The organism is Exiguobacterium sp. J17977, from assembly GCF_018616375.1.
Lineage (GTDB): Bacteria > Bacillota > Bacilli > Exiguobacteriales > Exiguobacteriaceae > Exiguobacterium > Exiguobacterium mexicanum.
The window spans coordinates 83,916-109,330 of sequence record NZ_JAEQBB010000001.1 but is presented as its reverse complement, the minus strand read 5'-3'; the positions used below and the strand labels follow the sequence as shown (position 1 = coordinate 109,330).

The 25,415-nt window shown below is 52.8% G+C and carries 30 protein-coding genes; 4 read left to right on the top strand and 26 right to left on the bottom strand.

Annotated elements, in window-relative coordinates; translation table 11 throughout:
- The first annotated feature begins 27 nt into the window (after positions 1 to 27).
- Positions 28 to 654, top strand: coding sequence for a class I SAM-dependent methyltransferase (locus KNO58_RS00575; protein ID WP_214751110.1), 627 nt, complete (start codon positions 28 to 30; stop codon positions 652 to 654).
- Positions 655 to 656: 2 nt separating this feature from the next.
- Here KNO58_RS00575 and KNO58_RS00570 read toward each other — a convergent pair whose 3' ends face one another.
- The 6 genes from KNO58_RS00570 to KNO58_RS00545 form a co-directional block, all read right to left on the bottom strand.
- Positions 657 to 935, bottom strand: a complete 279-nt coding sequence (locus tag KNO58_RS00570; RefSeq protein WP_214751108.1) for a hypothetical protein — start codon at positions 933 to 935, stop codon at positions 657 to 659.
- A 113-nt stretch (positions 936 to 1,048) separates the two neighbouring features.
- Entirely contained in the window at positions 1,049 to 2,098 is a 1,050-nt protein-coding gene (locus KNO58_RS00565) for a C45 family autoproteolytic acyltransferase/hydrolase (RefSeq protein WP_214751106.1), read from the bottom strand.
- A 63-nt stretch (positions 2,099 to 2,161) separates the two neighbouring features.
- On the bottom strand, positions 2,162 to 3,901 hold the full coding sequence (locus tag KNO58_RS00560; protein WP_214751104.1) for a methyl-accepting chemotaxis protein: 1,740 nt from the start codon (positions 3,899 to 3,901) through the stop codon (positions 2,162 to 2,164).
- 95 nt (positions 3,902 to 3,996) lie between these two features.
- The gene (locus KNO58_RS00555; protein WP_214751102.1) at positions 3,997 to 4,446 is read right to left on the bottom strand and encodes a hypothetical protein; all 450 of its coding nucleotides are present in this window, start codon (positions 4,444 to 4,446) and stop codon (positions 3,997 to 3,999) included.
- A 12-nt stretch (positions 4,447 to 4,458) separates the two neighbouring features.
- Positions 4,459 to 4,881 (bottom strand): 3-hydroxyacyl-ACP dehydratase FabZ, encoded by a 423-nt coding sequence (gene fabZ / locus KNO58_RS00550; protein ID WP_021066156.1) that lies wholly within the window; start codon positions 4,879 to 4,881, stop codon positions 4,459 to 4,461.
- A 13-nt stretch (positions 4,882 to 4,894) separates the two neighbouring features.
- A complete protein-coding gene (locus KNO58_RS00545; protein WP_029594701.1) occupies positions 4,895 to 5,146 on the bottom strand; it encodes a DNA-directed RNA polymerase subunit beta in 252 nt (83 codons plus the stop codon).
- Positions 5,147 to 5,353: 207 nt separating this feature from the next.
- Between KNO58_RS00545 and mscL the strand changes: the two genes are divergently transcribed.
- The gene (gene mscL / locus KNO58_RS00540) at positions 5,354 to 5,731 is read left to right on the top strand and encodes a large-conductance mechanosensitive channel protein MscL (RefSeq protein ID WP_214751100.1); all 378 of its coding nucleotides are present in this window, start codon (positions 5,354 to 5,356) and stop codon (positions 5,729 to 5,731) included.
- Positions 5,732 to 5,758: 27 nt separating this feature from the next.
- Here mscL and KNO58_RS00535 read toward each other — a convergent pair whose 3' ends face one another.
- From KNO58_RS00535 to KNO58_RS00520, 4 genes are all read right to left on the bottom strand, one after another.
- A complete protein-coding gene (locus KNO58_RS00535) occupies positions 5,759 to 6,034 on the bottom strand; it encodes a glycerate kinase (RefSeq protein WP_251026003.1) in 276 nt (91 codons plus the stop codon).
- Positions 6,035 to 6,098: 64 nt separating this feature from the next.
- Positions 6,099 to 6,878 carry a flagellar hook-basal body protein gene (locus tag KNO58_RS00530; protein ID WP_214751098.1) on the bottom strand — a complete coding sequence of 260 codons (780 nt, stop codon included), beginning with the start codon at positions 6,876 to 6,878 and terminating at the stop codon, positions 6,099 to 6,101.
- Between the two features lie 11 nt (positions 6,879 to 6,889).
- Entirely contained in the window at positions 6,890 to 7,663 is a 774-nt protein-coding gene (locus tag KNO58_RS00525; RefSeq protein WP_214751096.1) for a flagellar hook-basal body protein, read from the bottom strand.
- Positions 7,664 to 7,780: 117 nt separating this feature from the next.
- Positions 7,781 to 9,712 carry a sensor histidine kinase gene (locus KNO58_RS00520; RefSeq protein ID WP_214751094.1) on the bottom strand — a complete coding sequence of 644 codons (1,932 nt, stop codon included), beginning with the start codon at positions 9,710 to 9,712 and terminating at the stop codon, positions 7,781 to 7,783.
- A 180-nt stretch (positions 9,713 to 9,892) separates the two neighbouring features.
- On the opposite strand from KNO58_RS00520, the gene KNO58_RS00515 reads away from it, so the two are divergent.
- Together KNO58_RS00515 and KNO58_RS00510 are read left to right on the top strand one after the other, a co-directional pair.
- On the top strand, positions 9,893 to 11,704 hold the full coding sequence (locus KNO58_RS00515) for a sensor histidine kinase (protein WP_214751092.1): 1,812 nt from the start codon (positions 9,893 to 9,895) through the stop codon (positions 11,702 to 11,704).
- Positions 11,685 to 12,464, top strand: a complete 780-nt coding sequence (locus KNO58_RS00510; protein ID WP_214751090.1) for a response regulator — start codon at positions 11,685 to 11,687, stop codon at positions 12,462 to 12,464. Before KNO58_RS00515 ends, KNO58_RS00510 begins: the two co-directional genes overlap by 20 nt.
- Positions 12,465 to 12,499: 35 nt before the next feature.
- Here the strand turns inward: KNO58_RS00510 and KNO58_RS00505 are convergent, their stop codons facing one another.
- The 16 genes from KNO58_RS00505 to KNO58_RS00430 all read right to left on the bottom strand — a co-directional run bounded on the left by KNO58_RS00505 (position 12,500) and on the right by KNO58_RS00430 (position 25,325).
- A complete protein-coding gene (locus tag KNO58_RS00505; RefSeq protein WP_214751088.1) occupies positions 12,500 to 13,261 on the bottom strand; it encodes an SDR family oxidoreductase in 762 nt (253 codons plus the stop codon).
- Entirely contained in the window at positions 13,262 to 13,696 is a 435-nt protein-coding gene (locus KNO58_RS00500) for a DUF4275 family protein (RefSeq protein ID WP_214751086.1), read from the bottom strand.
- Between the two features lie 101 nt (positions 13,697 to 13,797).
- Positions 13,798 to 14,784, bottom strand: coding sequence for a rod shape-determining protein (mreB, locus tag KNO58_RS00495; RefSeq protein WP_214751084.1), 987 nt, complete (start codon positions 14,782 to 14,784; stop codon positions 13,798 to 13,800).
- Positions 14,785 to 14,861: 77 nt separating this feature from the next.
- On the bottom strand, positions 14,862 to 16,163 hold the full coding sequence (murA, locus tag KNO58_RS00490) for a UDP-N-acetylglucosamine 1-carboxyvinyltransferase (RefSeq protein WP_214719350.1): 1,302 nt from the start codon (positions 16,161 to 16,163) through the stop codon (positions 14,862 to 14,864).
- Between the two features lie 246 nt (positions 16,164 to 16,409).
- Complete coding sequence (locus tag KNO58_RS00485; protein ID WP_021066143.1) at positions 16,410 to 16,628, bottom strand: DUF1146 family protein; 219 nt, start codon at positions 16,626 to 16,628, stop codon at positions 16,410 to 16,412.
- A gap of 197 nt (positions 16,629 to 16,825) precedes the next feature.
- The gene (locus tag KNO58_RS00480) at positions 16,826 to 18,022 is read right to left on the bottom strand and encodes an EAL and HDOD domain-containing protein (RefSeq protein ID WP_251026002.1); all 1,197 of its coding nucleotides are present in this window, start codon (positions 18,020 to 18,022) and stop codon (positions 16,826 to 16,828) included.
- 177 nt (positions 18,023 to 18,199) lie between these two features.
- Positions 18,200 to 18,610: a F0F1 ATP synthase subunit epsilon gene (locus KNO58_RS00475; protein WP_128123479.1), complete on the bottom strand. Its 411-nt coding sequence runs from the start codon at positions 18,608 to 18,610 to the stop codon at positions 18,200 to 18,202.
- A gap of 28 nt (positions 18,611 to 18,638) precedes the next feature.
- Entirely contained in the window at positions 18,639 to 20,057 is a 1,419-nt protein-coding gene (gene atpD, locus KNO58_RS00470; protein ID WP_285222543.1) for a F0F1 ATP synthase subunit beta, read from the bottom strand.
- 34 nt (positions 20,058 to 20,091) lie between these two features.
- Positions 20,092 to 20,949: an ATP synthase F1 subunit gamma gene (gene atpG, locus KNO58_RS00465; protein WP_214719348.1), complete on the bottom strand. Its 858-nt coding sequence runs from the start codon at positions 20,947 to 20,949 to the stop codon at positions 20,092 to 20,094.
- A 36-nt stretch (positions 20,950 to 20,985) separates the two neighbouring features.
- A complete protein-coding gene (gene atpA, locus KNO58_RS00460) occupies positions 20,986 to 22,494 on the bottom strand; it encodes a F0F1 ATP synthase subunit alpha (RefSeq protein ID WP_114165153.1) in 1,509 nt (502 codons plus the stop codon).
- Positions 22,495 to 22,512: 18 nt separating this feature from the next.
- The gene (locus KNO58_RS00455) at positions 22,513 to 23,046 is read right to left on the bottom strand and encodes a F0F1 ATP synthase subunit delta (RefSeq protein ID WP_114165154.1); all 534 of its coding nucleotides are present in this window, start codon (positions 23,044 to 23,046) and stop codon (positions 22,513 to 22,515) included.
- Complete coding sequence (gene atpF, locus KNO58_RS00450) at positions 23,046 to 23,573, bottom strand: F0F1 ATP synthase subunit B (protein WP_021066136.1); 528 nt, start codon at positions 23,571 to 23,573, stop codon at positions 23,046 to 23,048. Before atpF ends, KNO58_RS00455 begins: the two co-directional genes overlap by 1 nt.
- A gap of 71 nt (positions 23,574 to 23,644) precedes the next feature.
- Positions 23,645 to 23,857: a F0F1 ATP synthase subunit C gene (gene atpE, locus KNO58_RS00445; protein WP_024370837.1), complete on the bottom strand. Its 213-nt coding sequence runs from the start codon at positions 23,855 to 23,857 to the stop codon at positions 23,645 to 23,647.
- A gap of 78 nt (positions 23,858 to 23,935) precedes the next feature.
- Positions 23,936 to 24,673, bottom strand: a complete 738-nt coding sequence (gene atpB / locus KNO58_RS00440) for a F0F1 ATP synthase subunit A (protein ID WP_114165155.1) — start codon at positions 24,671 to 24,673, stop codon at positions 23,936 to 23,938.
- The gene (locus tag KNO58_RS00435; protein WP_214751082.1) at positions 24,673 to 25,101 is read right to left on the bottom strand and encodes an ATP synthase subunit I; all 429 of its coding nucleotides are present in this window, start codon (positions 25,099 to 25,101) and stop codon (positions 24,673 to 24,675) included. The genes atpB and KNO58_RS00435 overlap by 1 nt, the downstream gene beginning before the upstream one ends.
- Positions 25,098 to 25,325, bottom strand: coding sequence for a hypothetical protein (locus tag KNO58_RS00430; protein WP_021066132.1), 228 nt, complete (start codon positions 25,323 to 25,325; stop codon positions 25,098 to 25,100). The genes KNO58_RS00435 and KNO58_RS00430 overlap by 4 nt, the downstream gene beginning before the upstream one ends.
- Positions 25,326 to 25,415: the final 90 nt, after the last annotated feature.

The window sequence follows — 25,415 nt, the reverse complement described above, 5'->3', positions numbered from 1 at the left end:
CTACTGGATTCGGAAAGGAATGGTTCGATGCGCTTCACACGTCTCCAAACATGGATTGACAGCCAATACGAGAACCCGCGCGGCATCGTCGGGACATATATCGGCGAGAAGATGGTGCGTCAACACCGGATCGAAGTCGATTGGACAATCGAGCAACTTGACCTTCAGCCCGACCATCGCGTCCTCGACCTCGGTTGCGGGGCCGGCGACGCACTGGCACAGATGCTGCGTGGCTTTGAGCACGTGCATGTGACCGGACTCGATCGTTCCCCGACCATCGTCCGCTCGGCGCTCCGACGAAATCGAACGAACGTGCAAGCCGGGCGAGCCGATGTCGTCGAAGGCGACCTCGGAACGCTCCCGTTTCCGGACGCGTGGTTTGACCGCGTCTTCAGCATCCACACCCTCTACTTTTGGGAAGACGTGCCTGCGGTGCTTGCCGAGATTGATCGCGTTCTCGTTCCGGGCGGGTCATTCGTTATCACTTACTGTGATGGGAAAGGTGACGTGACGTGGGACGGCATCGCATCCATCGTGCAGGAACAATTCATCCCCGCCACCTCTGCACTCGGCCTGACCGACGTCGTCGAGACACGCGGTCCTGACTCGCGCGATTATCATACGGTTGCCGTGTCCGGACGAAAACCCGTCTAACGTCAACCTCGGCTCTTCCTGGTGACCGCAATCCCGCCAAAGCCACTGATGATGGCGATATAGAAACCCAAATCGTAGAACCAGCCGGTGTTGTTCACTTCGTAGATGCGATACGTGTCATTGAACAATCCTAAAATGAGTGACACCGGTGCAATCCAACCGTGCCAGACACCCCAAAAGAATCCGGCCGGGTCGGTCGTGTACGTCCCGTCGCCCGGCACACAGCCGCCGAGGACGAGCATCAAACTGAGCATGATGGCTAATAATCCGATTCGTTTCATAATAAATCCCTCCTGCTTGTAGTATTCCCGGTTTTAAAGAATTCAGTACGGGCTAACGTGCGCCAGACGAACAAAACAAGCAGCGGCTCATGAAGAGTCGCTGCTTGTTTGTGTTAGCGCCAAAGTTGGACCGTGTTCGCGAACTCGATATCGGTCGCGATTTCCCCGTCGAGGGCATGTAAATCGAAATCCTTACCGTCGAGCCACTCCTGAAAATCGAAGATGACCGGGTCGCGGTCGCCGCCGAGGGCAAACCACGTCTCGAGTGTCTCCGGGAAGTAAGCGGCCGTGTGAATCGTACCGGCCCAACTCTTATACAGCTCCGAGAAGACGCCCTTGTCCGAGTCGTTCATGAGTCGGAACGCGCTCTCGGCGTCTTGGACGATATGTTGATACATCTTGATCTCCATCATCCGTCGCGTCGAGTCGTCGAGATGGTAACGGTTCTCGTGCTGCAACAACTCGAAATGGTTCGTGCAGATGTTCGACTCGCGGACGCGAATATCGCGCGGTGTCGCCTCGATGACACGCGTCTTCGACGACTTGTCGTGGACGACATATGTGAATGAGCCGCGGTGCGGAATCTCTTGAAGCAAATCGACCGCCTCCTCGACCGTGGCGCACGTCTCGAGAATCATCCGGCCGATCATCTGGCAGACGAACCCGTCCCCAGGCCGGCGTCGGTTGATGAAGTTATAGCCCATGGCGAGCCCTTTCTCATTCATCCCGTCCATCCGGCCGGTGACACGCGAGACGGGACCGATGACGGCGTAACCTTCATCAGGCTGGAACACGTTATAGCGTCCGTCGTACGTCATCGGGTGATAGTCATAGTTGCGGACGAGGAAGTTGTCGCCCGTCAAAATCGAACAGCCACTGATTGGATTATTGACCCGGAAATGACCGAAGTGAAGGAGCGTGTCGGCGAGCGTCAAATCGAGCTCGTCTTGGAGTCCGAGCAGTTCTTCCCAAATCTTCGGGGCGAACCGGTAGAACGCCTGCTTCGCCTCACGCTCGTCAATCTCGAAGCGTGGGACACGGAGCTTCCACTGGTCGGTCCGGTTCTCGAGCAGTTTGCTGCGCTTGATGTATTTGCCTTGAAAGCGGCCAAAGTCGTAATGACTGCCGCGGAATTGTGTGAGTTCACTAGAGACACGTTGCATGAAAAAACCTCCCTTCCGCCTAGTATACCGGACGCAACGGAGGTCTGTCTGACTTGAGACTGCTCACAACTTGAACTGTCGGCTCATGCTCTGCATGTCCTCGGCCGTGTGCGATAAATCTTTGACGAGCCGGTTCATCGTCTCGCTCGTCGCCGACATCTGTTCGGTCGAGGCGGCGACTTCCTCGTTGCCGGCCGTACTCTCTTCGGAGATCGACGCGATATCCGATAGCCCGCGTTTGATGTCGTCTTGATTCGTCTTGACGCGCCCGAGTTGCCCTTGCATCGAGTTCGTCAGGCGCTGCATTTCCCGCACGCTCTGCTCGATCTCGTTGAAGGCGCGCTTCGTCTCCTCGAGTGTCCGCTTGCCGTCCTCGGCGGCGTTCATGCTGTCCGTGAACGTCTCACCGAGCGCAATCGAGTTCCGTTTGACGCTACCGACAATCTCCGAGATCTCGCTGACCGAATGGGCGACACTGTCCGACAGCTTCCGAATCTCAGAGGCGACGACGGCGAAGCCTTTCCCGTGCTCCCCGGCACGAGCCGCCTCGATAGCCGCGTTCAAGGCGAGCAAGTTTGTCTGCTCCGAGATTTGACGGATCATCGTGACGAGCGCAGTCACTTCGTCCGCCTGTTGTTCGAAATCCTTCACCTGGCCTTGCGACTCACGCACTTGCAAATGGATGTTTGTCATCTTGCCGACGGAATACTCCATCAGTTCAAGACCTTCTGCCGTCACCCGACTGACGACTTCCGCTTGTTCGCTCACGCCGTTCCCGTCGTGCGCCGTCTGGTCGACGAGTCCCGAAAACTCATTCATGTGTCCGTACAGTTTCATCGTGAGCACGCTCTGATTCTCGACACCGCCCGCGATTTCTTCCATCGTGAACGCGATTTGACGCGAGGCATCGTTCACTTCTTCCGAGATACTCGCCACGTTGCCGCTCTCATCGCGCACCGTCTGAGCGGACGTTTGTAATCCGGATATCAAGTCGCGGAGCATTTTTGTCATCTGATCCATCGAAGCGGTAAGCCGCTTGATCTCATCGTTCGCCTTCAACTGGATGTTGTCCATCTCACAAGCAGCCGTCGCCAAGTCCCCACTCGCGATATGGGTCGCGACACGCTCGAGCTCACGGAGTGGACGAAGTTTCCAGCCAAGGTAGCGCCAAATGATGACCGAGGCGACCCCGAGCAAGACGACGAGTCCGATGAGAATCGGCGGCAAACTCTCTTGCAACACGTCTTCCGTCACCGCGGCGACGTCACTCGCCCCTTTATCGATGCCGAGGACACCGATGACGTCCCCGCCTTGTTTGATTGGAACGAGCACCGTCATATAGTCCCCGTACTCTGGGTCCTCGACGATCGGTGTCGTGACGGTCCCGCCTTCAAACGCCGCTTTGGCATCTTCGAACGACGTTGCCGTCGTCGGCGTGCCGATTTCGACCGCATCGGCCGCGCTCATCCCATCGACGATGATTTGAAGCTCTTCGCCGTCGGCTGCGAGTGTGTATACATACATCGCCCCGATTTGCGTCCGATATGTGTCGAGCTGTTCCCGAAACTGCTCGAACCGTTCATCTTTCGTCGGATTTTGCATGAAGGCCGCATACGCCTCCGCATCAATCGCCTCGCTGATGCGGGCCCCGTCTTCCAATAGAACGGCTTGCATCGAACTCTGTACCGTATGTTTCGTACTGACGTACTGCAACACGCCGAACGTGACGATGAGCAGCGTGATGAACGCCAGCATCATCGCCAAGATTCGCTTCTGCAGCGACTGTGGTTTGTTACGTTTCATGTGATTCCCTCCAATCGTCCTTACTGTATGTATCGGACGATTTTCGAGAAAACTGCACAAAAAACGGATGATTTTCGACAAAACCATCCGTCCGTTCATTCGTTTGTCGAATTCACAACCTCGAGCGGCATCGACAACTCGGCCTCGCCCTCTTCTCCAATATGGAAGAGCGGCAACGTCTCGGTGACGAATAAGTCAGGGTTCAAATCCGCTTGATAGACGTACGTCCGCACGTCCCCTTCACGTTCCGCGACGAGTTCACCGAACGGAATCGGGACACGCGTGCCGTCGACTTCATAACTGATGATCGTCGTCGGATCGAGGCGACGGTCTTCGAGCATCCGAATCGTGAACAGCATCGTCGAGCTGTTCGTCCGCTCGAGCGAGACGGCAATCGATTCCGATTGACCGGCCCGCTTGTCAATCATCGCATCATCGACATCCTGTTCGAATACGACGTTCTCCTCGGCTGGGTCATCTTGTACTTGTTGGCAACCGACGATGGTCGCCAATCCGAGAATCAAGGCAATCACCAATACGCGCATCTCGTCCTCTCCTCACTTCAAGGCGAAAGTGAGTTCCGCTTCACAAGCAACTTCTCCGTCGACTGTCGCTACGGCGCGTCCTTTACCGATTGGTCCACGCACTTTCAAGATTTCGACCTCGAGGCGCAATTGATCGCCCGGGACGACTTGACGTTTGAAGCGACATCCATCGATGCCTGCGAAGAACGCGAGTTTTCCGCGATTCGACTCTTGCTTGAGCATCGCGAACGCACCGACTTGTGCGAGCGCCTCGACAATCAAGACGCCAGGCATGACGTTATAGTCCGGGAAATGTCCGTTGAAGAACTCTTCATTCGCCGTTACATTCTTTAATCCAACGGCCCGTTTGCCCTCTTCGACTTCAAGAATTCGGTCGATGAGCAAGAACGGGTACCGATGCGGGATCACTTCTTTAATCTGTTCAATCGTGTACATGGTTCCACCACCCTTATGATGTTAGCCAAAAATCGGTGATATGGCGCCACGTGTCGATGTTGAACACGTCCTTCCACTCGCCTCCGCCAATTACGCTGTACCCGATGATGGCCCCAATCGCAAGCATCACGAAAGCCAACAGCAGGACAACGATGACGCGCAACAAGATCGGGAAACGTCGATGGTTCGATAATCGCTTCCGCTCCGTCCGCTCTTTGGACTCGGTCTGTTCCGAGCCGTTCTGTTCTTCGTTCGCCACGTCCATACATCCTTTCAGCTGAATTAATCATAACATATTAGTACCTGGTAATAAAACTATTGCATGAGTTCTATATAAGTGTAACGTATCTACCATACGTCGAACAAGCGCCCGGCCTAGGGCAAGGGCGACGCTTCTGTGAAAAATTCCTGCCCGCTTCCGCCTATGCTGTGCTACCGTAAGAGTATTCATCGTTTAGGAGGTATTATTTTTATGTGGAAAGAATTCAAAGAGTTTGCGATTAAAGGCAATGTGATCGACCTCGCCGTCGCCTTCATCCTCGGGGCTGCCTTCACGGCCATCGTCACGTCGCTCGTCAATGACATCTTCATGCCGTTCCTCGGCATCCTCATCGGCGGCATCGACTTCTCGACGCTCACGGCGTCAGTGCTCGGCGTGAACGTGACGTACGGCAACTTCTTGCAAGAAGTCGTCAAGTTCTTCCTCGTCGCCTTCGCCTTGTTCATGATGGTCAAAGTGTTGAACCGTCTGAAACGTGAGCAAGCGGTCGAAGAGACACCGGAACCGGAACTGTCGCGTGAGGAACAGCTCCTCTCCGAGATTCGCGACCTGTTGAAAGAACGCCCGTAACCAAAAGACGCCTGAACCGACTTCGGTTCAGGCGTCTTTGTCGAGTAAACGGTACGCTCGGCTGACGGCGTCAGTCAACAGCGGCGCCGCTTGTCGCATCGTCCCATCAAGCGACATGACGTCTTGTGTGATGGTCTCGGCATACGGATGTGTCAGGAGCCACGCATCTAAAAATCCTTCGCCGCCGTCTGAAATCGGCACCTCGATGACATCGTTTCCAGCGAGTGCCCGACAAACCGCCCGATTCGCTTCCACGCTCGTCAACGACCCTTTGAACGAATCCATCGCCACGACAATTCGCATGTCCATCCCTCCTCCTATTCAGTGTAACGCAAAAACCGCCCTTCCGAAGAAGAGCGGTCCGTGATTAACGCAGTGATGTGACGAGTCCCATCATCTGGTCGCTCATCGACAACGCTCGTGAATTCATCTGATACGCACGTTGCGTGATCGTCATATCGGTCATCTCTTTCGTCAAATCGACGTTCGACGACTCGAGCGTGCCTTCCATCAACAGATTGCCGAGCGGACGGTCGACGTCCGCCCCCAAATCAGCCGCATAGACGTTGTCACCGAGCGGACGGAGCGCCGACGTGTTACGCACCTCGACGATATCGAGACGGCCGAACTCTTGCTCGATCCCGTTCACGCTGGCGACGACCGTGCCGTCTTGACGGACGCGATGCGCCGTCGCCTCGTTCGGCATAGTGATCGGGTTGCCGTCCGCACCGAGGAGGGCGTTGCCGTTCACGTCGACGAGCGTCGTCGTGTCACCGACCGAGAGCTGCATGTTCCCACTCCGAGTCAATCCGACACCGTTCTCCGTCTCGACGGCGAAGAACTGACGGCTCGCTTTTAAGAACACATCAAGGCCACGGTCCGTCTTGCGAATCTGGCCGATATTGAACTGTTGGCTAATATCGGCGACGTGACCGCCAACGCCGATCCGAATCCCATTCGGCGTATCGCGCCCGACCTCGAGTTCGGCGCGAGGTTGATTATCATACGCCTGAGACAAGAGCGAGGCGAAGTGAGTCTGTTCCCGCTTATAGCCGGCCGTGTCGACGTTGGCGATGTTGTGACCGGTCACATCGAGCTGGCGCTGAAGCTGCGTGAGCGAAGAGACCGAGTTATAAATCGATTGCATAAGCTTCCTCCTTAACGAATCCGAGCGATTTCAATGGCCCGCTCGGCACTCTTGTCATATGCTTGGACAACTTTTTGGTTCGCCTCGAACTGACGGTACGTCGTCATCAAGTCGGCCATCGTCCGATCGAGATCGACGTTCGCCTCTTCAATGAACCCTTGCTGGAACAAAACGTTCGCAGCAGGCGGAGCGTCTCCATTGACCCGATAGTCGTTCCCGACTTGCTCGAGTGTCGCCAAGTCATCGATTTGGGCGGTACCGAGCGTCGCCACGTTCTGACCGAGCGACGTGATTTGACCGTCGCCTGACAACGTGAACTCACTCGACGGCAATTGAATCCGTTCGCCGGCGTCTGAGAGGATGTAGCCGCCATCCGCTGAGCGCAGGAAGCGCTCTTCATCGACTGCAAAGCGTCCGTTCGTCGTATAGAGCGTCTCACCGTTCTGTTCGACGGCGAACATCGCCGCACCCGTCGCGTCAGCCGGCACTTTCATATATACGTCGGTCGGGCTGCCCGTCTCCGAGATGCTGCCCGTCGAGAAACGCGGCATCGTCTCTTGCAGATATACGCCCGTCGACAACGTACCGACCTCGCCTTGGACGCGTGACCCCGAATTCCCTGGATGGCTCACTTGGGCGAGCAACATTTCTGGGAACGAGCGGACGACGCCGTTCGATGCCTTGAATCCAGGTGTCCGGACGTTACCGAGGTTATTGCTCAAAATCTCTTGTTGACGTTGGAGCGCGTTCATCGCGCCCGCCGCCGTATATAATCCGCGTAGCATGGTTCGTCTTCCTTTCATCGTTCAAAGTCTTCACTTTCTATATCGTACCAAAGGAACGTTTCATTCACCGTTTTTTGAAAAAAACTAAAAAACCACTCCGCGATGAAGTGGTTTTCGTCAATCGACAATCGGGAGTTCGACCGTCATGGTCGTCCCATTCCCAAGTTCAGAACTGACGCTGATCGTTCCGCCGTGCGATTCGATGATTTCCTTACAGATCGCAAGTCCAAGGCCGGTGCCTCCAATATTGCGACTCTGCTCGTTCTGGACACGGTAGAACTTCTCAAACAATCGTTCGGCATCTGCGGGTGCCACACCCATGCCTTCGTCTTCGATGGCGATCCGGATGACATCGTCATCACACGAGACGTTCACGGCGATATTGCCGCCGTCGGGTGAATACTTAATGGCGTTATTCAAGATGTTCGAGAACACCTGACGCAGTTGCGCCGGGTCTCCGGAAACACGAATCGTTTCATCGCAATCAAAATGGAACGCATGCAACTCGGTCGAACCGGCATGAATCTCAAGAATATCGGACAACATTTCGAACAAACTCTCGACTTTAAAGTCTTGCTCCGTTTTACCAGCTTCCATCTTCTGTACGTCGAGCAAGTTGCTGACGAGCCGCTCGAGCCGGGTCGTCTCGCTATGAATCATACTCAAGTAGCGTTTCCGCTTCTCTTCGTCGACGTGTCGATGTTCAAGCAGTTCGGTAAAGCCAAGAATGGATGTGAGCGGGGTCCGAAGTTCGTGAGACACCGTCGCAACGAGTTCCGTCTTCAACCGGTCAATCTCAATCTCTTTCGTAATGTCCCGCGACACAAACATCACGCCGAAACGTTCGTCCTGCAGTTCAATCGGTTCGGCGTACATCCGTATGATACGTCTTCCCCCTTGCATCGAATACGTAAACGTTTCATCGAATATTCCGCAATTTTTGGCACGATGCGTGAAGCGATTGAGTCCGTCCTGGTCATCGATTTGATCCATAAACGGTTTGTAGAACGCGTCAATCGGATATAAGCTTTGGCGGTCCCCAAACGGGAACGGTTGGTCATACAAATCAAACAGCGCCTCGTTTCCAAAGCGTTGATTCGTGTCCACCTCGACGAAGACAATCGCGTCGCGCATCGTATGAAGAATGCGGGCCGTCTTTTCGCGCTCACGCTCAAGTTCATCATGTTGATGAATCAACGAGCTCGACATCTCCGTGAATGACTTCGACAGTTGGCCGACCTCGTTTTTCATTGGCTCAATCGGAATCAGCGTGGCGTGCGGGTCAACGGCAAGCCGCTCACTGTTCGTGATGAGCGCCTCAAGCTGTTTCGTCAACCGCACAATATAAGGCTGTAAGCTGACGAACAGGATGAATAAGGCGCCAAGTAGAATGAGTAGCCACATCCACTGGGCTTTTGCGAGTTGTTCCGATAACTGCTCACGCAGTCCCGTCTCTTGAAAGTCGAGCTCAGAGCGATAGTCTGTGAACACCGATTCCATATCAACGATACTCGCACTCATGTCGGCCGCACTATTCGAATTAAATTTGAATCGCGTTTGATTTGATGACGCGTTTTTCGGCATAAGCTGGCCAACGGTCGCCATCTGTAAGAACGGCTCGTCCACCTCACCATTCGATTTAGCGACGACATAACGCTCGAGGCCGGGCATGACCCGTGTCGTATAGATGGTGAACAAAAGACGCGCATCTTCCGCGAAGGTCGTCTCTTCTTTCGTCTCTGCGTTCTGTTCGAACCAGCTCGTTTGGTCGTCGATGCGAGTTTGGGCTCGTTTGACTTCAGCCAGCAATGCATCTTCCCCTAGCAAGACGTGACCGCGCATCTCGTACTGCATCGACTGCCACGTCTCGAACAAGTCGGTCGCCCGGGCCCGCTGCTCACTGATGCGCTCGAGTTCGACTGTCGTGTCTCGGATTGCCTGCTGGGTATAAAAATATGTGCCGAGTGACGTCAACGTGATTAACGCGATCAATACGTAAAACACGGTGAGCACTTGGCGGCTAATTCGTTGTTCAATCCAGCGTTTCATATGTTGCCTTCTTTCATATTGGTGAGTAATCAGATTGTCATTTCAGTATGTTCGGCTATTCAAAAAAGTCAGTTTCGTGTACGATAAGAAAACATTGGTCACTTCTAAAAGTGAACGACTAGTGTCAGTATATCGTCCGTTTCTCACAAGAAACTCACAAATCACGAAGGGAATATGCAGATGACCCCTAAATCGATTGGGCTGGTCGTATTGATGATTGTCTTTGCACTCGCAGGCGGGCTCGCCTTGACACGAGGACAAACCATCGACGACGCAGTCACCGTCACACAAGGAACGGCCGATTTGACCGATTCCCGCGTGACCGAACACATCATGCGTCTGGATGGGACATGGCGCTTCCAATCGAGCTTTCTCGATCAAGTAGACCGTGAATCCTATCGAAGCGTTCCGCATATGACGCCACACAAAACGGCGACCTATGAGGCTGACATTAGCCTACCTCCGGGACAATATGCACTACGCGTCCCGCGTAACCACCCACATGTCAATCTCCTCATTGATGGAAAAAACGTCTCGCCCGTCTACGCATCGACAGTTGAAGACCCTCGGCATGCTTACCTCGTTCTCCTGGATACGCATACCCCGACGTTTCGTTTGACGATTCAAACAGCCGAGACGGAGGAGCTCGCAACTGGCGTTTCCGACAGTTTGCTCATCGGACCGACGAGCAATATGATGACGTACCATAATAAATATTTCAGTTATGAGTTTGTCATCGTCCTCATCTCGCTACTTATTTTCTCGTTCTATGCGATCGTTTGGCTATTTCATCGCAAAGAAGCGCTTTATTTGTATGGAGCCGCTTTCTTTTTCCTTGTCAGTATTTCACTGTTGACGAGCGATCAAATGATTGTCTTCGAACTTATCCCACTGATGACTTATGTCTTTGCCCATAAATTGAATTTGATTACAGCGCTCTTAAGCATTGCCATGCTCATTAACTTTGCGCTCAAGCTCGAACGCGTCCCATTCCGTCGCTTTTTGACGTACGTGGCGTATCCGTTTTATGCACTTAGCCTGATTGCCTTGGTGCTACCTTACAATGCACATACCACGTTTGACCAGTTTGCATGGCTTTACGTGCTGTTCATCACGTTCTTTTGGACCGGTCTGAATATCAACTGGTTGTTCGAGCGGAAAGATAACGGCTATCCGTTTGAATTTTTAGTTTTCACGGTGGCACTCATTATCGGGTACATCGGGCAGTTGTTGAACGCCTTGATTGATCACCCGAATCAGGAACTGTATACGAGTGTCATGTCACTCATTTATTTCTTGCTCATGTTCACGTTACTTCCGATACACTTATCGACCGATAAGCGACAAAAGCGTGAAGTTCAAACATTCGCCAATCAAAGTGAAATCTCATTTTTCAACGCCCAAATCAAACCACACTTCCTATACAACACGTTTGGGAACGTCATCGCGCTCTGCTATACGGCACCGACCGAGGCAGCACGGTTACTCAGTCACTTGAGCACATACGTCCGCTTCATCTTTGAGAACGGCCGCACTGAGAATGACATTTCACTTGGTCAAGAACTTGAGGTCATCGATTCGTACCTAATGATCGAGCAAACTCGTTTCAATGACGCCTTCACCATCACGAAGGATATCGATGAATCTGTGCTCAACGCTTCAATCCCACCGCTCTTATTGCAACCGCTCGTCGAGAACGCGGTTCAACACGGGTTGATGAAACAAGAAGGTGTGAAACGGCTCATGTTATCGGTCCAGGCATCGGACGATTCAATCGATATCCGGATTGCCGACAACGGCATCGGTTTCGATCCAACGCCGCATTTGAAACAATCAAATGGAATCGGTATCCCGAATGTCAGAAATCGGATCGGTTTCTTGCCAGGTGCCACGTTTAAATTAAATTCTGAGCCTGGGGTCGGTACGCATGTGCATATTCGACTTCCAAAACGAGAAAGGATGAATTCGCAACATGCGCACGATTTTGATTGAAGATGAACACCATATTTTGAGGATGATGGAACGCCTCATCCAAGCCGAACCGAACTTAAAATGGATGGGCTCGTTCCACGATCCGTTCCAAGCGCTTGATTTTTTAGCAAACCAGGAAGTCGACCTCGTGTTTCTCGATATCGAGATGCCACAGATGAGCGGCCTTGATTTCGCCAAACGTTTACCCGAAACAACGCAAGTCGTCTTTACGACGGCACACAGCCAATATGCGGTCGAAGCGTTCAACTTACAAGCGACACACTACCTGCTTAAACCAATCACCGAACAGATGATTCACGACCTGATCCCGCGCGTCTCGAAGCGATACGCGGAGACACTATCGACCGATCATCACCGGACGTGTACGATTCAATGTCTTGACCACTTCTCAGTCAAGACACAAGACGGCGACCTCGTCAAATGGCCGACGCAAAAAACCGAGGAACTGTTCGCCTACTTGATTTTCCACCGCGATAAAGTCGTCAACAAATGGCTCATTGCCGAGACGCTTTATCCAGATATCGACGAGCCGCAGCGGGCGCTCCATAACGTCTATAACCTCATCTATCGGTTGAAAAAGACGCTCGCCGAGTATGATTTGAGCATCACGGTTCAGACGATTAACAACGGCTACTCGCTCCATTTGGATGACGCCTGTCTTTGCGATTACCATGACTGGTTAGATGCAAAAGAAAAGCCGTTCCCGCAAACGGAATTGTCCACTCGACTCTTTGTCGACAAAGACTATACATGGCATTGAAAAGAGCTTCTCCCAATTCAAGGGAGAAGCTCTTTTCAGCGTCCGACGAAGCCACCGTCGACATGAAGATGTTGGCCGTTGACCCATGCCCCGTCCGGCCCCATGAGGAAGGCGATATAGCGGGCCGTGTCCTCAGGCGTGCCGACGCGCCCATGCGGGAACAGCGGCTCGAGCTGTTCGCGAAGCGCGTCATCAATCCAACCCGAATCGGTCGGGCCCGGGTCGAGCGCGTTCACAGAAATCCCGTACTGCCCGGCCCCGTTGGCGAGTGCCGGCGTGATGGCAATCAGCATACCTTTTGAGGCGATATAAGCCAAGTTGGATGCATCCGCACCGCCAGATACCATGAATAAAATTCGTCCGTCCGTATGCCCCGCTCGTTTGTATCGCTCGATGAAGGCAAACGTCAGACCAAGCGTCCCTTCGTTATTGACGAGATAATGCCGGCGGAGTGTCTCGGTCGTGAACGTATCGACGCTCACGTGCCGCTCATACGTCGCATTGTTAATCAGACGGCTCGGCGTACCGAGCGCCGCTTCGACGCGGTTGAGCAGCCCCTCTACGTCTCCAGACGACAAATCGTACGCCTCATGGGCCACACGGGCTCCTGATGTCCGTAATTCGTCGACGAAGCCGTCGATGAATTCCGGTTCCGCCCCGACACCTTCCGTGCCGTCAAACGGGCTCCAGTGCGTGATATACAAGTCATAGCCTGACGTAGCGAGTTTTCGCGCGACGGCCGCCCCGATGCCTTGTGTCCGGCTGACGCCGGTAATGAGTGTGAGTGGTCGTGCCATTTAATGATCCCCTTTAGTCCCAAATTTGGAGAGAAAGTATGGTCCCCAGTCTGCTTCGTGCGGAATGACATACGTCCACGTGTAAGTTGGGTCGACGATATAGACATCCGCATAGTCCATGGTCTCAACAATCAAGTCTCTCTTAGTGAGTGGTTTTGCTTGCGTCAAGTCGAGCTCGAGCACATCGTCCGAGTGTTGAAAAAAGAGGATCGCTTTCCACTTCCCGGCCCGTTCGAACGCATGGTCAGCAACTGTGCCGACGAGACAGCCATCAGTCCCTGTCACGATGTCTTCCCACAGGTAAGGGGAACGTCGTGTCCGCTGTTTCGGTCGGATGAAGTGCGCCCCCCACGTCTGACGCGCTTCTTGGCCACGGCCTTCAAACTCTGTGACCACGACCCCTTTCGCAGTCAATCGCTCAATCAATGGATTCATCTGCATTCCTCCCTCTTTAGTCTATCCATTTCCAGGGAATTCGGACAGTCCTGAACGCAAAAAAGGCACGACGCATGTAGACGTCGTACCTGTGGAGGAGATTACTTCAAACGATCCAGGTGCTCGAGCATGATGCCCGTGCCGTGCGCGACGCTGAGCGTCGGCTCTTCGGCGATCATGACCGGCAAACCGACACGCTCGGCGACGAGCTGATCGATGCCGTGGAGGAGCGAGCCGCCACCTGTCATGATGATGCCGCGGTCGATAATATCGGCCGCAAGTTCCGGAGGCGTCTGTTCAAGGACGCGCTTCGTCGCTTCGACGATCTCATTCGCCGATTCGGCCATCGCTTCACGGAGTTCTTCCGATGTGATGGTTACCGTACGTGGAAGCCCACGCACCATGTCACGACCTCGGATATCCATCGTCTCGTTACGACCGCCTGGGAAGACCGTCGCAATCTCTTTCTTGATTTGTTCGGCTGTCCGCTCACCGATGACAAGCTTATGCTTGTCTTTGATGGCGCGGAGGATGTCCGTGTCGAAACGGTCTCCGGCGATTTTAATCGTTTCGCCGCAGACGATGTCACCCATCGAGAGGATGGCAACGTCTGTCGTTCCGCCACCGATATCGACGATCATATGACCGACCGGCTTCCAGATGTCCATGCCCGAACCGACGGCTGCTGCTTTCGGTTCTACGGCGAGGAAGACCTCTTTTGCGCCGGCCTTCTCGGCCGCTTCACGGATGGCTTTCGCTTCGACCGGCGTCACGTTCGCCGGCGTACAGATGAGCATGCGGATGCCGCCAAAGAAACCGCGGACCTGAATCTTCTCGACAAAGTGACGAAGCATCTCTTCAGTTGTCGCGAAGTCGGCGATAACGCCGTCACGGAGTGGACGGATGGCGACGATGTCACCTGGTGTACGTCCAACCATTTCGTAAGCTTCCGTCCCGACAGCGAGTACTTTCCCTGTCGAACGCTTGATGGCAACGACCGATGGCTCATCGAGGACGATGCCTCGACCTTTGACGTGGATGACGACGTTTGCTGTTCCTAAATCAATCCCGATATCTTTTGAAAACATGGTGTGTAGGTTCCTCCGTTCATTACTTCATTGAAAAGAGCGAGAAGAGTCTCTCCTCGCTCCTATGAGTCTATTGATTAGTTCTTAACCATTTCTTCGGCAACTTCGACGTTCCCTTGGATGCGCTCGATGTCAGCACCGAGAGCTTGCAATTTCTTGTGGAAGTCGACGTACCCACGGTCGATGTGGTAGAGATCACCAACGCGTGTCTCTTCGTCCGCGATGAGTCCAGCGAGGACAAGGGCAGCACCAGCACGAAGGTCAGTCGAGACGACTTCAGCACCTTGGAGGCGAACGCCACCTTTGATGATGGCCGAACGGCCTTCGATTTTAATGTCTGCGTTCATGCGGCGGAACTCTTCCACGTGCATGAAGCGATTCTCAAACACTGTTTCTGTGATGACCGATGTACCGCCAGCTTTCAAGACGAGTGCCATCATTTGAGCTTGGATGTCAGTCGGGAAACCAGGGTGTGGCATTGTCTTCACGTCGACCGGCTTCAACTCATCCGGTGCCATGACACGCATGCCTTCTGCTGTATCCTCGAACTTGACGCCCATTTCTTCCATCTTCGAGATGAGCGGACGAAGGTGCTCGCGCTCAGCACCGATGACTTCGATGTCGCCGCCTGTGATGGCTCCAGCGACGAGGAACGTACCTGCTTCAATGCGGTCAGGAATGATTGAATGCTCAGCGCCGTGAAGCTTATCGACACCTTCGATGCGAATCGTTTCTGTACCGGCACCGCGCACGTGTGCGCCCATACCGTTCAAGAAATTGGCAAGGTCAACAATTTCAGGCTCTTTGGCGACGTTCTCGATGATCGTCGTGCCTTCCGCAAGGACAGCAGCCATCATGATGTTCTCTGTCGCGCCGACAGATGGGAAGTCCAAGTAGATTTTCGCACCTTTCAAGCGACCGTCAACCGAAGCTTCAACGAAACCGTTGCCGATGACCGTCTTTGCACCCATTGCTTCGAACCCTTTTAAGTGAAGGTCAATCGGACGTGAGCCGATTGAGCAACCGCCCGGCATCGCAACTCGTGCGTGCCCAAGGCGAGCGAGAAGAGGACCCATGACGAGGATTGAAGCACGCATCTTACGGACGTACTCAAGTGGCGCCTCGTCTTTGATTGTGCCCGACGCATCGACAGTGACTTCATTGCTCGCTTCGTCAAATGCAACCTCTGCACCGAGGTGACGAAGCACTTTGTTAATCGTGTACACATCAGCGAGGCGCGGCACGTTTTGAAGTACCGACTTTCCTTCACCTGCTAAAAGAGTGGCAACCAATGTTTTGAGTACGGCGTTTTTAGCTCCTTCAACACGCACAGTACCTGACAATTTACGTCCTCCACGGACTACAATCAAATCCTTCATATCTCTCTTTGTCCTCCAACTTCGTTGATTTTTTGTTTTATACGTCGATATCCGTTACCGGATGTGGTTGTGTCGATTACTATGATGGTTTGTATTACGTGACGCTTCATCAGAGAGAAAAATAATAATAAAAGCAACCATAAAATTCTGATGAAAAATATCGTCATGTCAGACGAATTTATCCTATCACGATAAACATATACGATACGTTACAGCAGGATTACAGTTTAGTAATCATTTCCCTGCCTACTGTAATGGTGCGAGTGCCTGTGCCAATCGGATATACTCCAAAAAGAACTGGGCGATCAGTGAACCGAAGACGACGGCCACGAGGACACGCAAGACAGCAGCTTGCGGACTCCTCACTTGATTGAGCAAACGGTCCCATTTGACCGGCATGAGCGCCCACCAAGCGACGTAGATCGCTACGACGTAGATGACGAGCGATAATACGGTGTTCAGCATCGACGATTCCCCTCTTTTCAAAAATTCGTACCATTTTTAATCATAGCATGTCACGTCAGAGAAAAAAAGACTTAGCGTTCAAGTGAGTGGTTGAATGGGTTCATCCGATCAACTCGCTTTCTCTCCAAAAACCGCATACAAAAGGAACGTCAATCGGCGCATGGCCTTAGTACAGTAATTGACGTCCCTTCAACATTTCAAACATTATTCACTTCAGCATCATAAGTTTGGCTCCAACGGATAGCCTCGACATAATAACGAGACAAGTCTGGCATCGTCTCATCGACGTCGACCGTTAATTGCTCATAGGCGAGAACGGTCTCAAGTAACCCGCGCAATTCGTTGTCGTCCCCGAGGAGAGCCGCCTTGACGATCGGTTCGACCGGAAGCTCCGACACGAGCGTCTGCATCGTCTCATCCAGGATGACGTCGAGCGACGAAAAGATGCCCGTGATGAACGCGTCGAACGCCGCCACGTGTGGCAGCGTATCAGCCGCAATCAGTTCCATCATCTTGCCACGGATGACGCTCTGTTTAATCAATTCTTTCGATTCGGACGTCTGCAGCTCACGCAACAGCATCAAATACGACCAACGCCGCATCTCATCGAGCCCGATACGCGCGACGGCCTGTTCGATCGATTGAATCGTGTGACGTCCCTTTTGATACACCGTATTGACCGAGCGCAGCATCTTATATGACAAATCGACACTGCGTTCGATTTGGCTGGCGATGCGACGGAAGTCTGGTTCCGGTCGATCGAGCTCTTTCAACACTTCTGTAAGTGTATGGCGGAGCGGATGGACCTCGGCGCCGTGGACGACCGTCGGCCGGCTAAAGAAGTATCCTTGGAACATGTGATAGCCGAGCTTCTTCGCAATCTCATACTCGGCCGGTGTCTCAATCTTTTCGGCTAAAAACTCGACCCGGTGCCCGAGCGCGTCGATTAAACGCTTCTGTTGGTCGACCGGCGTCGCCTGATAGTCGATTTTAATGATGTCGGCGAGTCCGATGAGCGGTCGATATTTCTCTTCGAACACGAAGTCATCGAGGGCGATCGTGTAGCCTTTCCGACGCAACGAGCGCAGGGCCGCCAGCACCTTCTCCGTCGGTTCGACGTGTTCGAGCACCTCGACGACGAGCGTCTGCCGCGGCAATAACGCCGGGACCTCACTCTCAATCAAGTTTTGTGGAAAGTTGATGAACGCCCTCGTCCCTTCCGTCAACTCACGAAAGTTGAACACGAGATAGGCGTTATGAATCACGTCAGCGGTCGCGAGCGAATCATCGACGTGTTCAAATATATTTTTCTCACTGCGGCGATATAACAGTTCATAGCCACAGATGCGTAGTTTTTGATCAAAGATCGGTTGGCGCGCAACATAAACTTTCATCCCATTGTCTCCTTTACCGTAGTTCCCATCTATATTATCGGATAAGGTGCGCCTATCTTCCACTATTTGGGCGTAAAACTTTTGATGCTTTAGACCCATATATAATGAAGGAACGTGATTGATTCGGTCTAATGTCACAGAAAAAGCCTTCCCCGCAAATGCGGGAAAGGCTGTTGGTCATTCTTTGATATCGCGAATGCTCAAGCGGTTAATCGCTTTTTTGAGCGCGAGCTCGGCACGACGGAATTCGAGATCCGAGAGCTTCGTGTCTTGAAGACGACGCTCGGCACGAACTTTAGCCGCAGAAGCACGGTCGTAGTCGATTTTATCCGCCATTTCGGCTGTTTCAGCTAAGATCGTCACCGTGTCGGGACGAACTTCCATGAAACCGCCGCTGAGTGCGATCAGCGTGCGTCCACCATCTTCGTGGCGCAGTTTGAGAACTGAGATATCGAGTGGTGTCACCATCGGGATGTGTTTCGGTAAGATACCGAGTTCACCGGTCACCGATTTGGCAATCACCATCCGTGCCTCGCCCTCATAGGCTGCACCATCCGGGGTGACGACGTTGACGTGAAGAGTATTCATCGTCTAGTTTCCCCCTTCCGTGTAGGTCTTAGACCAACGTCTTCGCTTTTTCGATGACGTCTTCGATTGGACCAACGAGACGGAATGCATCTTCTGGAAGATCATCGTGTTTACCATCGAGGATCTCTTTGAAGCCGCGAACTGTCTCTTTAACTGGTACGTACGAACCTTTTTGGCCTGTGAACTGCTCAGCCACGTGGAAGTTTTGTGACAAGAAGAACTGAATACGACGGGCACGGTGAACCGTGAGCTTATCGTCTTCAGACAACTCGTCCATACCGAGGATTGCGATGATATCTTGAAGCTCTTTGTAACGTTGAAGCGTCTGCTGGACGTTACGGGCTACTTCGTAGTGCTCTGGTCCGACGATGTCAGGCGAGAGGGCACGTGAAGTCGATGCGAGCGGGTCAACGGCTGGGTAAATCCCCATCTCCGAAAGACGACGCTCCAAGTTCGTCGTTGCATCAAGGTGAGCGAACGTTGTCGCTGGAGCCGGGTCAGTATAGTCATCGGCTGGTACGTAAACCGCTTGAATCGATGTGACCGATCCTTTAGCTGTTGACGTGATCCGCTCTTGAAGCATACCCATTTCCGTTGCGAGTGTTGGCTGGTAACCTACAGCAGATGGCATCCGACCGAGAAGGGCCGAAACTTCCGAACCTGCCTGTGTGAAACGGAAGATGTTATCGACGAAGAGAAGAACGTCTTGTCCTTGCTCATCGCGGAAGTATTCTGCCATTGTGAGACCCGTCAAGGCTACGCGGAGACGCGCGCCCGGCGGCTCGTTCATCTGACCGAAGACCATCGCCGTTTGCTTGATAACGCCTGAGTCCGTCATCTCGTGGAACAAGTCATTTCCTTCACGCGTACGCTCACCGACTCCTGCGAATACAGAAATCCCGCTGTGCTCTTGCGCGATGTTGTTGATGAGTTCCTGGATGAGAACGGTTTTACCTACACCGGCACCACCGAAGAGGCCGATTTTACCACCTTTGATGTATGGTGCGAGAAGGTCGACGACTTTGATTCCTGTTTCCAAGATTTCAACTTTTGTCGACAACTCATCGAACGTCGGTGCTTGACGGTGAATCGGTGACCGACGGACAGTCGGTGACACTTCTTTATCGTCAATCGGGTTACCGAGTACGTTGAAGACACGACCGAGCGTCTCTTCTCCGACTGGTACTGAAATCGGTGAACCTAAGTCAAGTACTTCCATGCCGCGGCGAACGCCGTCTGTTGAGTCCATCGCAATCGTACGGACCGTGTCATCGCCAAGGTGGATCGCCACTTCGAGCGTCAAGTCGACACTGACATCTTGCGCCGATGCAGCCACGTGTGTGACTTTAAGGGCGTTATAGATGTTCGGTAAGTGGTTGTCAAACTTAACGTCGATAACTGGGCCCATGACTGCGACTACGCGGCCTTTCATGCCGTATTCGTTCATCGTGTTAGCCTCCTACAATCTAGAGGGCGTGCGCTTATTCAAGCGCAGCCGCACCTCCGACAATCTCTGTGATTTCTTGTGTGATCGCCGCTTGACGCGCGCGGTTGAACTTGAGCTTGAGTCCACGGATGAGTTCATCCGCGTTGTCTGTCGCGTTCGACATCGCCGTCATCCGAGCCGCGTGCTCCGATACTTTCGCATCGAGGAGCGCGCCGTAGATGAGTCCTTCCGCGTAACGCGGGAGAAGCGCTGCTAAGATCGTTTCTTCTTCTGGTTCGTATTCATACATCACATTGGATGCGGTCTGTTCGATATTCCCAAGCGGAAGCAATCGATCAATCTTCACTTCTTGGCTGATGACAGAGATGAATGAGTTGTAGCAGAGCTTCAATTCATCAATCTCGCCTTCACTGAACGCGCCGACCGTCTGTTTGACGATCTCTGCGACTTCAACGAATGATGGCTGGTCGTTGAGTCCTGTCATGGCACTGTACACCGGAATGTTACGGGCCTTGAAGAACTGAACGCCGACCTTCCCGATCACGTACAGACGATACTCGTCTGTTGAATCGTGTTTGGCTTTCAACTCGCGATACACGTCACGAAGGACGCTGGCGTTGTATCCACCAGCAAGTCCGCGGTCTGACGTGATGACGATATAGCCGGTCCGTTTGACGGGACGGACTTGAAGCATCGGGTGTGTTGCGCCTGAAGTACCGCCGGCAATCGACGAGATGACTTCCTGCAACTTGGTCATGTACGGCTTGAAGTTGGCGTTGCTCCCTTGAGCGCGGTTCAATTTCGAGGCCGACACCATGTTCATCGCTTTCGTGATTTGCTTCGTGCTTTGGGTCGAGGTGATCCGCATCTGGATCTCACGTAATGATGCCATTTCGATTCACCACCTTAATAGACGCTCGTCACCGGATTAAACCGATGGCGAGAACGTCTTTTTGAATTCCGTAAGCGCATCGACCATCGCCTCGTCAGCAGGAAGGTTTCCTGTTTGACGGATTTCACGGCAGAGGTCCGCACGGTTTTGGTCGAGCCATGCGTTCATTTCTTTTTCGAAACGACGGATGTCTTCGACTGGGACATCATCGAGATGACCTTTCGTGAGTGCGTAGATGATGATAACTTGCTTGTCGACCGAGAGCGGTGCGTTCAAGTCTTGTTTCAAGACTTCAACGGTACGTTGTCCACGGTTTAGCTTCGCTTGTGTCGCTTTGTCGAGGTCCGACCCGAACTGGGCGAACGCTTCGAGCTCACGGTATGACGCGAGGTCAAGACGGAGCGTACCAGCAACTTTCTTCATCGCTTTCACTTGAGCCGAACCACCAACACGCGATACCGAGAGACCGGCGTTAATCGCTGGACGTACCCCTGAGAAGAAGAGGTCCGACTGAAGGAAGATTTGACCGTCTGTGATCGAGATAACGTTCGTCGGGATATACGCCGAGATATCCGACGCTTGTGTCTCGATGAACGGAAGAGCTGTCAATGAGCCGCCGCCGAGTTCGTCGTTCAACTTCGCTGCACGCTCAAGAAGGCGTGAGTGGAGGTAGAAGACATCCCCTGGGTAGGCTTCGCGGCCTGGAGGACGACGGAGAAGAAGCGAGAGCTCACGGTAAGCTGCCGCTTGTTTCGAGAGGTCATCATACACGACGAGGACGTGTTGTCCGCGGTCCATGAAGTACTCACCCATCGATACCCCAGCGAATGGTGCGAGATAAAGAAGTGGGGCTGGCTGTGAGGCCGATGCCGAAACAACGATCGTGTAATCGAGGGCGCCGTTTTGACGGAGCGTCTCAACTACGCCACGGACAGTCGATTCTTTCTGACCGATTGCGACGTAGATACAGATCATGTTTTCTTCTTTTTGGTTGATGATCGCATCGATTGCGACCGAAGTCTTACCAGTTTGACGGTCACCGATGATGAGCTCACGCTGACCGCGACCGATTGGTACGAGGGCGTCAATCGCCTTAATCCCAGTTTGGAGCGGTTCGTGAACTGACTTACGGGCCATAACGCCGTAAGCTTTACGCTCGATCGGGTTGTATGTGTCCGTCACGATCGGTCCGAGACCGTCGATTGGTTGTCCGAGTGGGTTGACGACGCGTCCGAGGAGCGCTTCACCGACTGGAACTTCCATGATGCGGCCCGTACGTTTTACCGAGTCGCCTTCTTTGATGCCTTTGTAGTCGCCAAGGATGATAATCCCGACGTTACCTTCTTCTAAGTTTTGCGCCAAGCCCATTACGCCGTTAGAGAACTCTACGAGTTCCCCCGCCATAACGTTATCGAGTCCGTATGCACGAGCGATACCGTCACCTACTTGAATGACTGTACCTGTCTCACTGACTTCGATTTCAGAACCGTACGAAGCGATCCGCTCTTTTAGCAGGGCGCTGATTTCTTCAGCTTTGATCGTCATTGAATTCACCCCTATTTCTTACGCATTCAACAATTCACGCTCGAGGCGTGTTAGTTTGTTTTCGATTGTGTCATCATACGTCGTGTAGCCGATCTGGACACGGAGTCCACCGATGACGTCTTCATCGACGACGTTCTTCAATTGAAGCGTCTTGTTCATCTTCTGACCGAAGACGAGTTCGACTTCTTTCAACTCTGTTGCCGACAACGGGTAAGCACTCGTGACGAACCCTTCGGCGATGCCACGGTAGTCGTTGATGTAATCAAGGACGTAGCGCGACAAGCCGCGAACCTCGCTCGCACGGTCGTTTTCGACCATGACGAGAAGTGTGTTGAGCACGATATCTGTCATGTCACCAAAGCTATGTGTTAAAAGCTGTGCAAGCTCGCTGTCACTGATTGCCGGATTCTCTAAGAGATTCGCAAGTTCAGGAGTCGCGTGGAGCACTTCATCGAGCAGACGCACTTCCGCTTCGACTTGGTCGAGCGTGCCTTGTTCCCGCGCTAAGTCGAAGAGCGCTTTGGCATAGCGTTTTGCTAACGATGTGTTCATCAGTTAGCACCTTTCGCTTTAGACAGGAAGTCTGTAACGAGGGCACGTTGTTTCACTTCGTCGCCTTTAAGGTCTGACTGAAGGACGTGGCGTGCGGCCGAGAGCGCCTGTGTGACGACTTCGGTCTGGAGCGATTGTTTCGCGAGCTCACGCTCACGTTCGATCGCTTTACCCGCCTCGATCTTGATTTGTTCGGCTTCCAAACGCGCCTGCTCCACCAAGCGTGCTTGTTCCGCTTCTGCTTGACGACGGCTTGAATCAAGCATTTCTTTCGATTCTGTCCGTGCTGCGCTGAGCGCGTCACGTTGTTCGACTACATATGTTTCCGCATCTTTGCGGCTCTTTTCAGCGAGTTCAATTTCGTTCGCTACATACTCTTCACGCTGTCTCATCATTCCAAGGAGTGGTCCCCAAGCAAATTTCTTCAACAGGGCCAAGAGTACGAGGAATGTGAAAAGTGTAAAGATCATATCCAGGATGCGGAGGCCTTCGCCACCAGCACCAGCTGCAATCATCATCGTATCCATGCATACCCTCCTCTTGACTAAATAAGTGAGGGAGACACGCTCCCTCTTACGTTGTTCTCGTTAACTCGTAATCAAGAGTTGAGGAGAAGGAAACCGACAGCCACACCGATGATCGGGAGGGCTTCAACCAAACCGATACCGATGAACATTGTTTGACGAAGTTCGTTTTTGAGTTCTGGCTGACGTGCTTGTCCTTGTACTGTTCCGTATACGATGAGACCGTTACCGATACCAGCCGCGAGTGCTCCAAGACCGATAACGAGTGCTGTTGCGAGAAGATTCATTTGTTCCATTGTGTATATTCCTCCTAAAAGTTAAGTAAATAGTTTTTTTGTTCAACGCTTTGGCGAGACCTGTCCGAATTAATGCTCGGCAGAAGCTTTATGCCCGATGTACACCATTGCAAGCGTCAGGAAAATATAGGATTGGATAACCCCGATAAAGATTGAGAAGCCTTGCCATAAAATCATTGGGAGAACTGCGAACACAGCACCGAGCGGGTTAAGTGCCCCTTCTGCGGTAATTGCGAGTCCCAAGATGATGGTAATCATGATTTCACCGGCAAAGATGTTACCGTAAAGACGCAGACCGAGCGTCAAGGTGTTCGCGAACTCCTCGATGAGCTTGATCGGCAATAAGAACCAGACCGGCTTCACGAATTCCGCCGAGTAGTGCTTCAAACCGTGTAGCTTCACGCCGTAATAGTGCGACATTGCAACGACGAGTGTCGACAATGCCAACGTGACGTAAGGATCGGCCGTCGGTGAGTTGAACCATAGATAGTGACCAGAAATGACGTTAAACGGTAGACCCATCAAGTTCGAGAAGAGAATGAACAAAATCAACGTCATTCCAAACCCGATGAAACGGCCCCCAGTCTTCCAGTCCATCGCACTCGAGATAATCCCGCGTGTGAATTCTGCGAAGAATTCCATTAAGTTCTGCTTACCAGTCGGCTTCATAGCCAAGCGTCGCGTTCCCCAAACGGCAAACGTAAATACGAGTAGTGATGCGATCAGCACCGTAATGACGTTCGTCCAGCTCCCATATAACGTATAGTCTCCGAGTTGTAGAGAATATGTGGGAAACTCATGACCCATTAGTATTCACCTCTTTTCCTGCTGAGCTGGGCAAGTGTGAACTCGCCAAATTGTATGATGTGGCCGGCGATTAGACCAGTTACCACCGCAATCAGCGATACTCGATCCTCATAAAAGAGGCCGACTATCACGGCTAGTGCACCGACTGCCATTCTTGAAACAGTCCCGTGCGACTTTGGGCGTCGTCCATGTTCGATGACGTCATACATGCGAATGACGCTTCGATTCTGCATATGTAGAATTATGAGACTACCGACCCCACCTAGGAACAAGCCGAGAAAGACCGGTTTGTACATAGGGACGATGAGCGCTCCGAGGAGGAGAATGGCGAACCATCCGATAAACCACTTCGTATAGCGTTTCATCAATTGCTGCTGTGCTTTTCTGTCTGCTTGCACTTGTTGTAGTTGCGTTTGTTCTAGCTTCATTCGTCCTCTCCTGTCAATAAACTTCGAAGGGTGAGAACAAGCGCCGTGATTCCGAGAGCCATGCCCAGAAACACCGACACATTCCAACCAAACGTGCCCCAAAATTCACGTCTCGCCCCGTATTGGCCAACGAGATAACCGATGACGATCGGTCCAGCGAGCGCGGTCGAAATTTGAGAGGCGAGCGAGGCGTAGGATAGGTAACGATTGTCTTTTTTCGTCATCCAAATCCCCCTTTCGAGCTGCCATGCTTTCCATCTTCTTCATCGAATTCACACTCGCGTGACCATCAAAAGTCACACAAGTTCAGAGTA

What these genes read in the sequence shown, in the direction of transcription:
- KNO58_RS00575 (WP_214751110.1), top strand. Translation starts at nt 28, where the DNA reads ATGCGCTTCACACGTCTCCAAACATGGATTGACAGCCAATACGAGAAC.
- KNO58_RS00570 (WP_214751108.1), bottom strand. Translation starts at nt 935, where the DNA reads ATGAAACGAATCGGATTATTAGCCATCATGCTCAGTTTGATGCTCGTC.
- KNO58_RS00565 (WP_214751106.1), bottom strand. Translation starts at nt 2,098, where the DNA reads ATGCAACGTGTCTCTAGTGAACTCACACAATTCCGCGGCAGTCATTAC.
- KNO58_RS00560 (WP_214751104.1), bottom strand. Translation starts at nt 3,901, where the DNA reads ATGAAACGTAACAAACCACAGTCGCTGCAGAAGCGAATCTTGGCGATG.
- KNO58_RS00555 (WP_214751102.1), bottom strand. Translation starts at nt 4,446, where the DNA reads ATGCGCGTATTGGTGATTGCCTTGATTCTCGGATTGGCGACCATCGTC.
- fabZ (WP_021066156.1), bottom strand. Translation starts at nt 4,881, where the DNA reads ATGTACACGATTGAACAGATTAAAGAAGTGATCCCGCATCGGTACCCG.
- KNO58_RS00545 (WP_029594701.1), bottom strand. Translation starts at nt 5,146, where the DNA reads ATGGACGTGGCGAACGAAGAACAGAACGGCTCGGAACAGACCGAGTCC.
- mscL (WP_214751100.1), top strand. Translation starts at nt 5,354, where the DNA reads ATGTGGAAAGAATTCAAAGAGTTTGCGATTAAAGGCAATGTGATCGAC.
- KNO58_RS00535 (WP_251026003.1), bottom strand. Translation starts at nt 6,034, where the DNA reads ATGCGAATTGTCGTGGCGATGGATTCGTTCAAAGGGTCGTTGACGAGC.
- KNO58_RS00530 (WP_214751098.1), bottom strand. Translation starts at nt 6,878, where the DNA reads ATGCAATCGATTTATAACTCGGTCTCTTCGCTCACGCAGCTTCAGCGC.
- KNO58_RS00525 (WP_214751096.1), bottom strand. Translation starts at nt 7,663, where the DNA reads ATGCTACGCGGATTATATACGGCGGCGGGCGCGATGAACGCGCTCCAA.
- KNO58_RS00520 (WP_214751094.1), bottom strand. Translation starts at nt 9,712, where the DNA reads ATGAAACGCTGGATTGAACAACGAATTAGCCGCCAAGTGCTCACCGTG.
- KNO58_RS00515 (WP_214751092.1), top strand. Translation starts at nt 9,893, where the DNA reads ATGACCCCTAAATCGATTGGGCTGGTCGTATTGATGATTGTCTTTGCA.
- KNO58_RS00510 (WP_214751090.1), top strand. Translation starts at nt 11,685, where the DNA reads ATGCGCACGATTTTGATTGAAGATGAACACCATATTTTGAGGATGATG.
- KNO58_RS00505 (WP_214751088.1), bottom strand. Translation starts at nt 13,261, where the DNA reads ATGGCACGACCACTCACACTCATTACCGGCGTCAGCCGGACACAAGGC.
- KNO58_RS00500 (WP_214751086.1), bottom strand. Translation starts at nt 13,696, where the DNA reads ATGAATCCATTGATTGAGCGATTGACTGCGAAAGGGGTCGTGGTCACA.
- mreB (WP_214751084.1), bottom strand. Translation starts at nt 14,784, where the DNA reads ATGTTTTCAAAAGATATCGGGATTGATTTAGGAACAGCAAACGTCGTC.
- murA (WP_214719350.1), bottom strand. Translation starts at nt 16,163, where the DNA reads ATGAAGGATTTGATTGTAGTCCGTGGAGGACGTAAATTGTCAGGTACT.
- KNO58_RS00485 (WP_021066143.1), bottom strand. Translation starts at nt 16,628, where the DNA reads ATGCTGAACACCGTATTATCGCTCGTCATCTACGTCGTAGCGATCTAC.
- KNO58_RS00480 (WP_251026002.1), bottom strand. Translation starts at nt 18,022, where the DNA reads ATGAAAGTTTATGTTGCGCGCCAACCGATCTTTGATCAAAAACTACGC.
- KNO58_RS00475 (WP_128123479.1), bottom strand. Translation starts at nt 18,610, where the DNA reads ATGAATACTCTTCACGTCAACGTCGTCACCCCGGATGGTGCAGCCTAT.
- atpD (WP_285222543.1), bottom strand. Translation starts at nt 20,057, where the DNA reads ATGAACGAATACGGCATGAAAGGCCGCGTAGTCGCAGTCATGGGCCCA.
- atpG (WP_214719348.1), bottom strand. Translation starts at nt 20,949, where the DNA reads ATGGCATCATTACGTGAGATCCAGATGCGGATCACCTCGACCCAAAGC.
- atpA (WP_114165153.1), bottom strand. Translation starts at nt 22,494, where the DNA reads ATGACGATCAAAGCTGAAGAAATCAGCGCCCTGCTAAAAGAGCGGATC.
- KNO58_RS00455 (WP_114165154.1), bottom strand. Translation starts at nt 23,046, where the DNA reads ATGAACACATCGTTAGCAAAACGCTATGCCAAAGCGCTCTTCGACTTA.
- atpF (WP_021066136.1), bottom strand. Translation starts at nt 23,573, where the DNA reads ATGGATACGATGATGATTGCAGCTGGTGCTGGTGGCGAAGGCCTCCGC.
- atpE (WP_024370837.1), bottom strand. Translation starts at nt 23,857, where the DNA reads ATGAATCTTCTCGCAACAGCACTCGTTATCGGTCTTGGAGCACTCGCG.
- atpB (WP_114165155.1), bottom strand. Translation starts at nt 24,673, where the DNA reads ATGGGTCATGAGTTTCCCACATATTCTCTACAACTCGGAGACTATACG.
- KNO58_RS00435 (WP_214751082.1), bottom strand. Translation starts at nt 25,101, where the DNA reads ATGAAGCTAGAACAAACGCAACTACAACAAGTGCAAGCAGACAGAAAA.
- KNO58_RS00430 (WP_021066132.1), bottom strand. Translation starts at nt 25,325, where the DNA reads ATGACGAAAAAAGACAATCGTTACCTATCCTACGCCTCGCTCGCCTCT.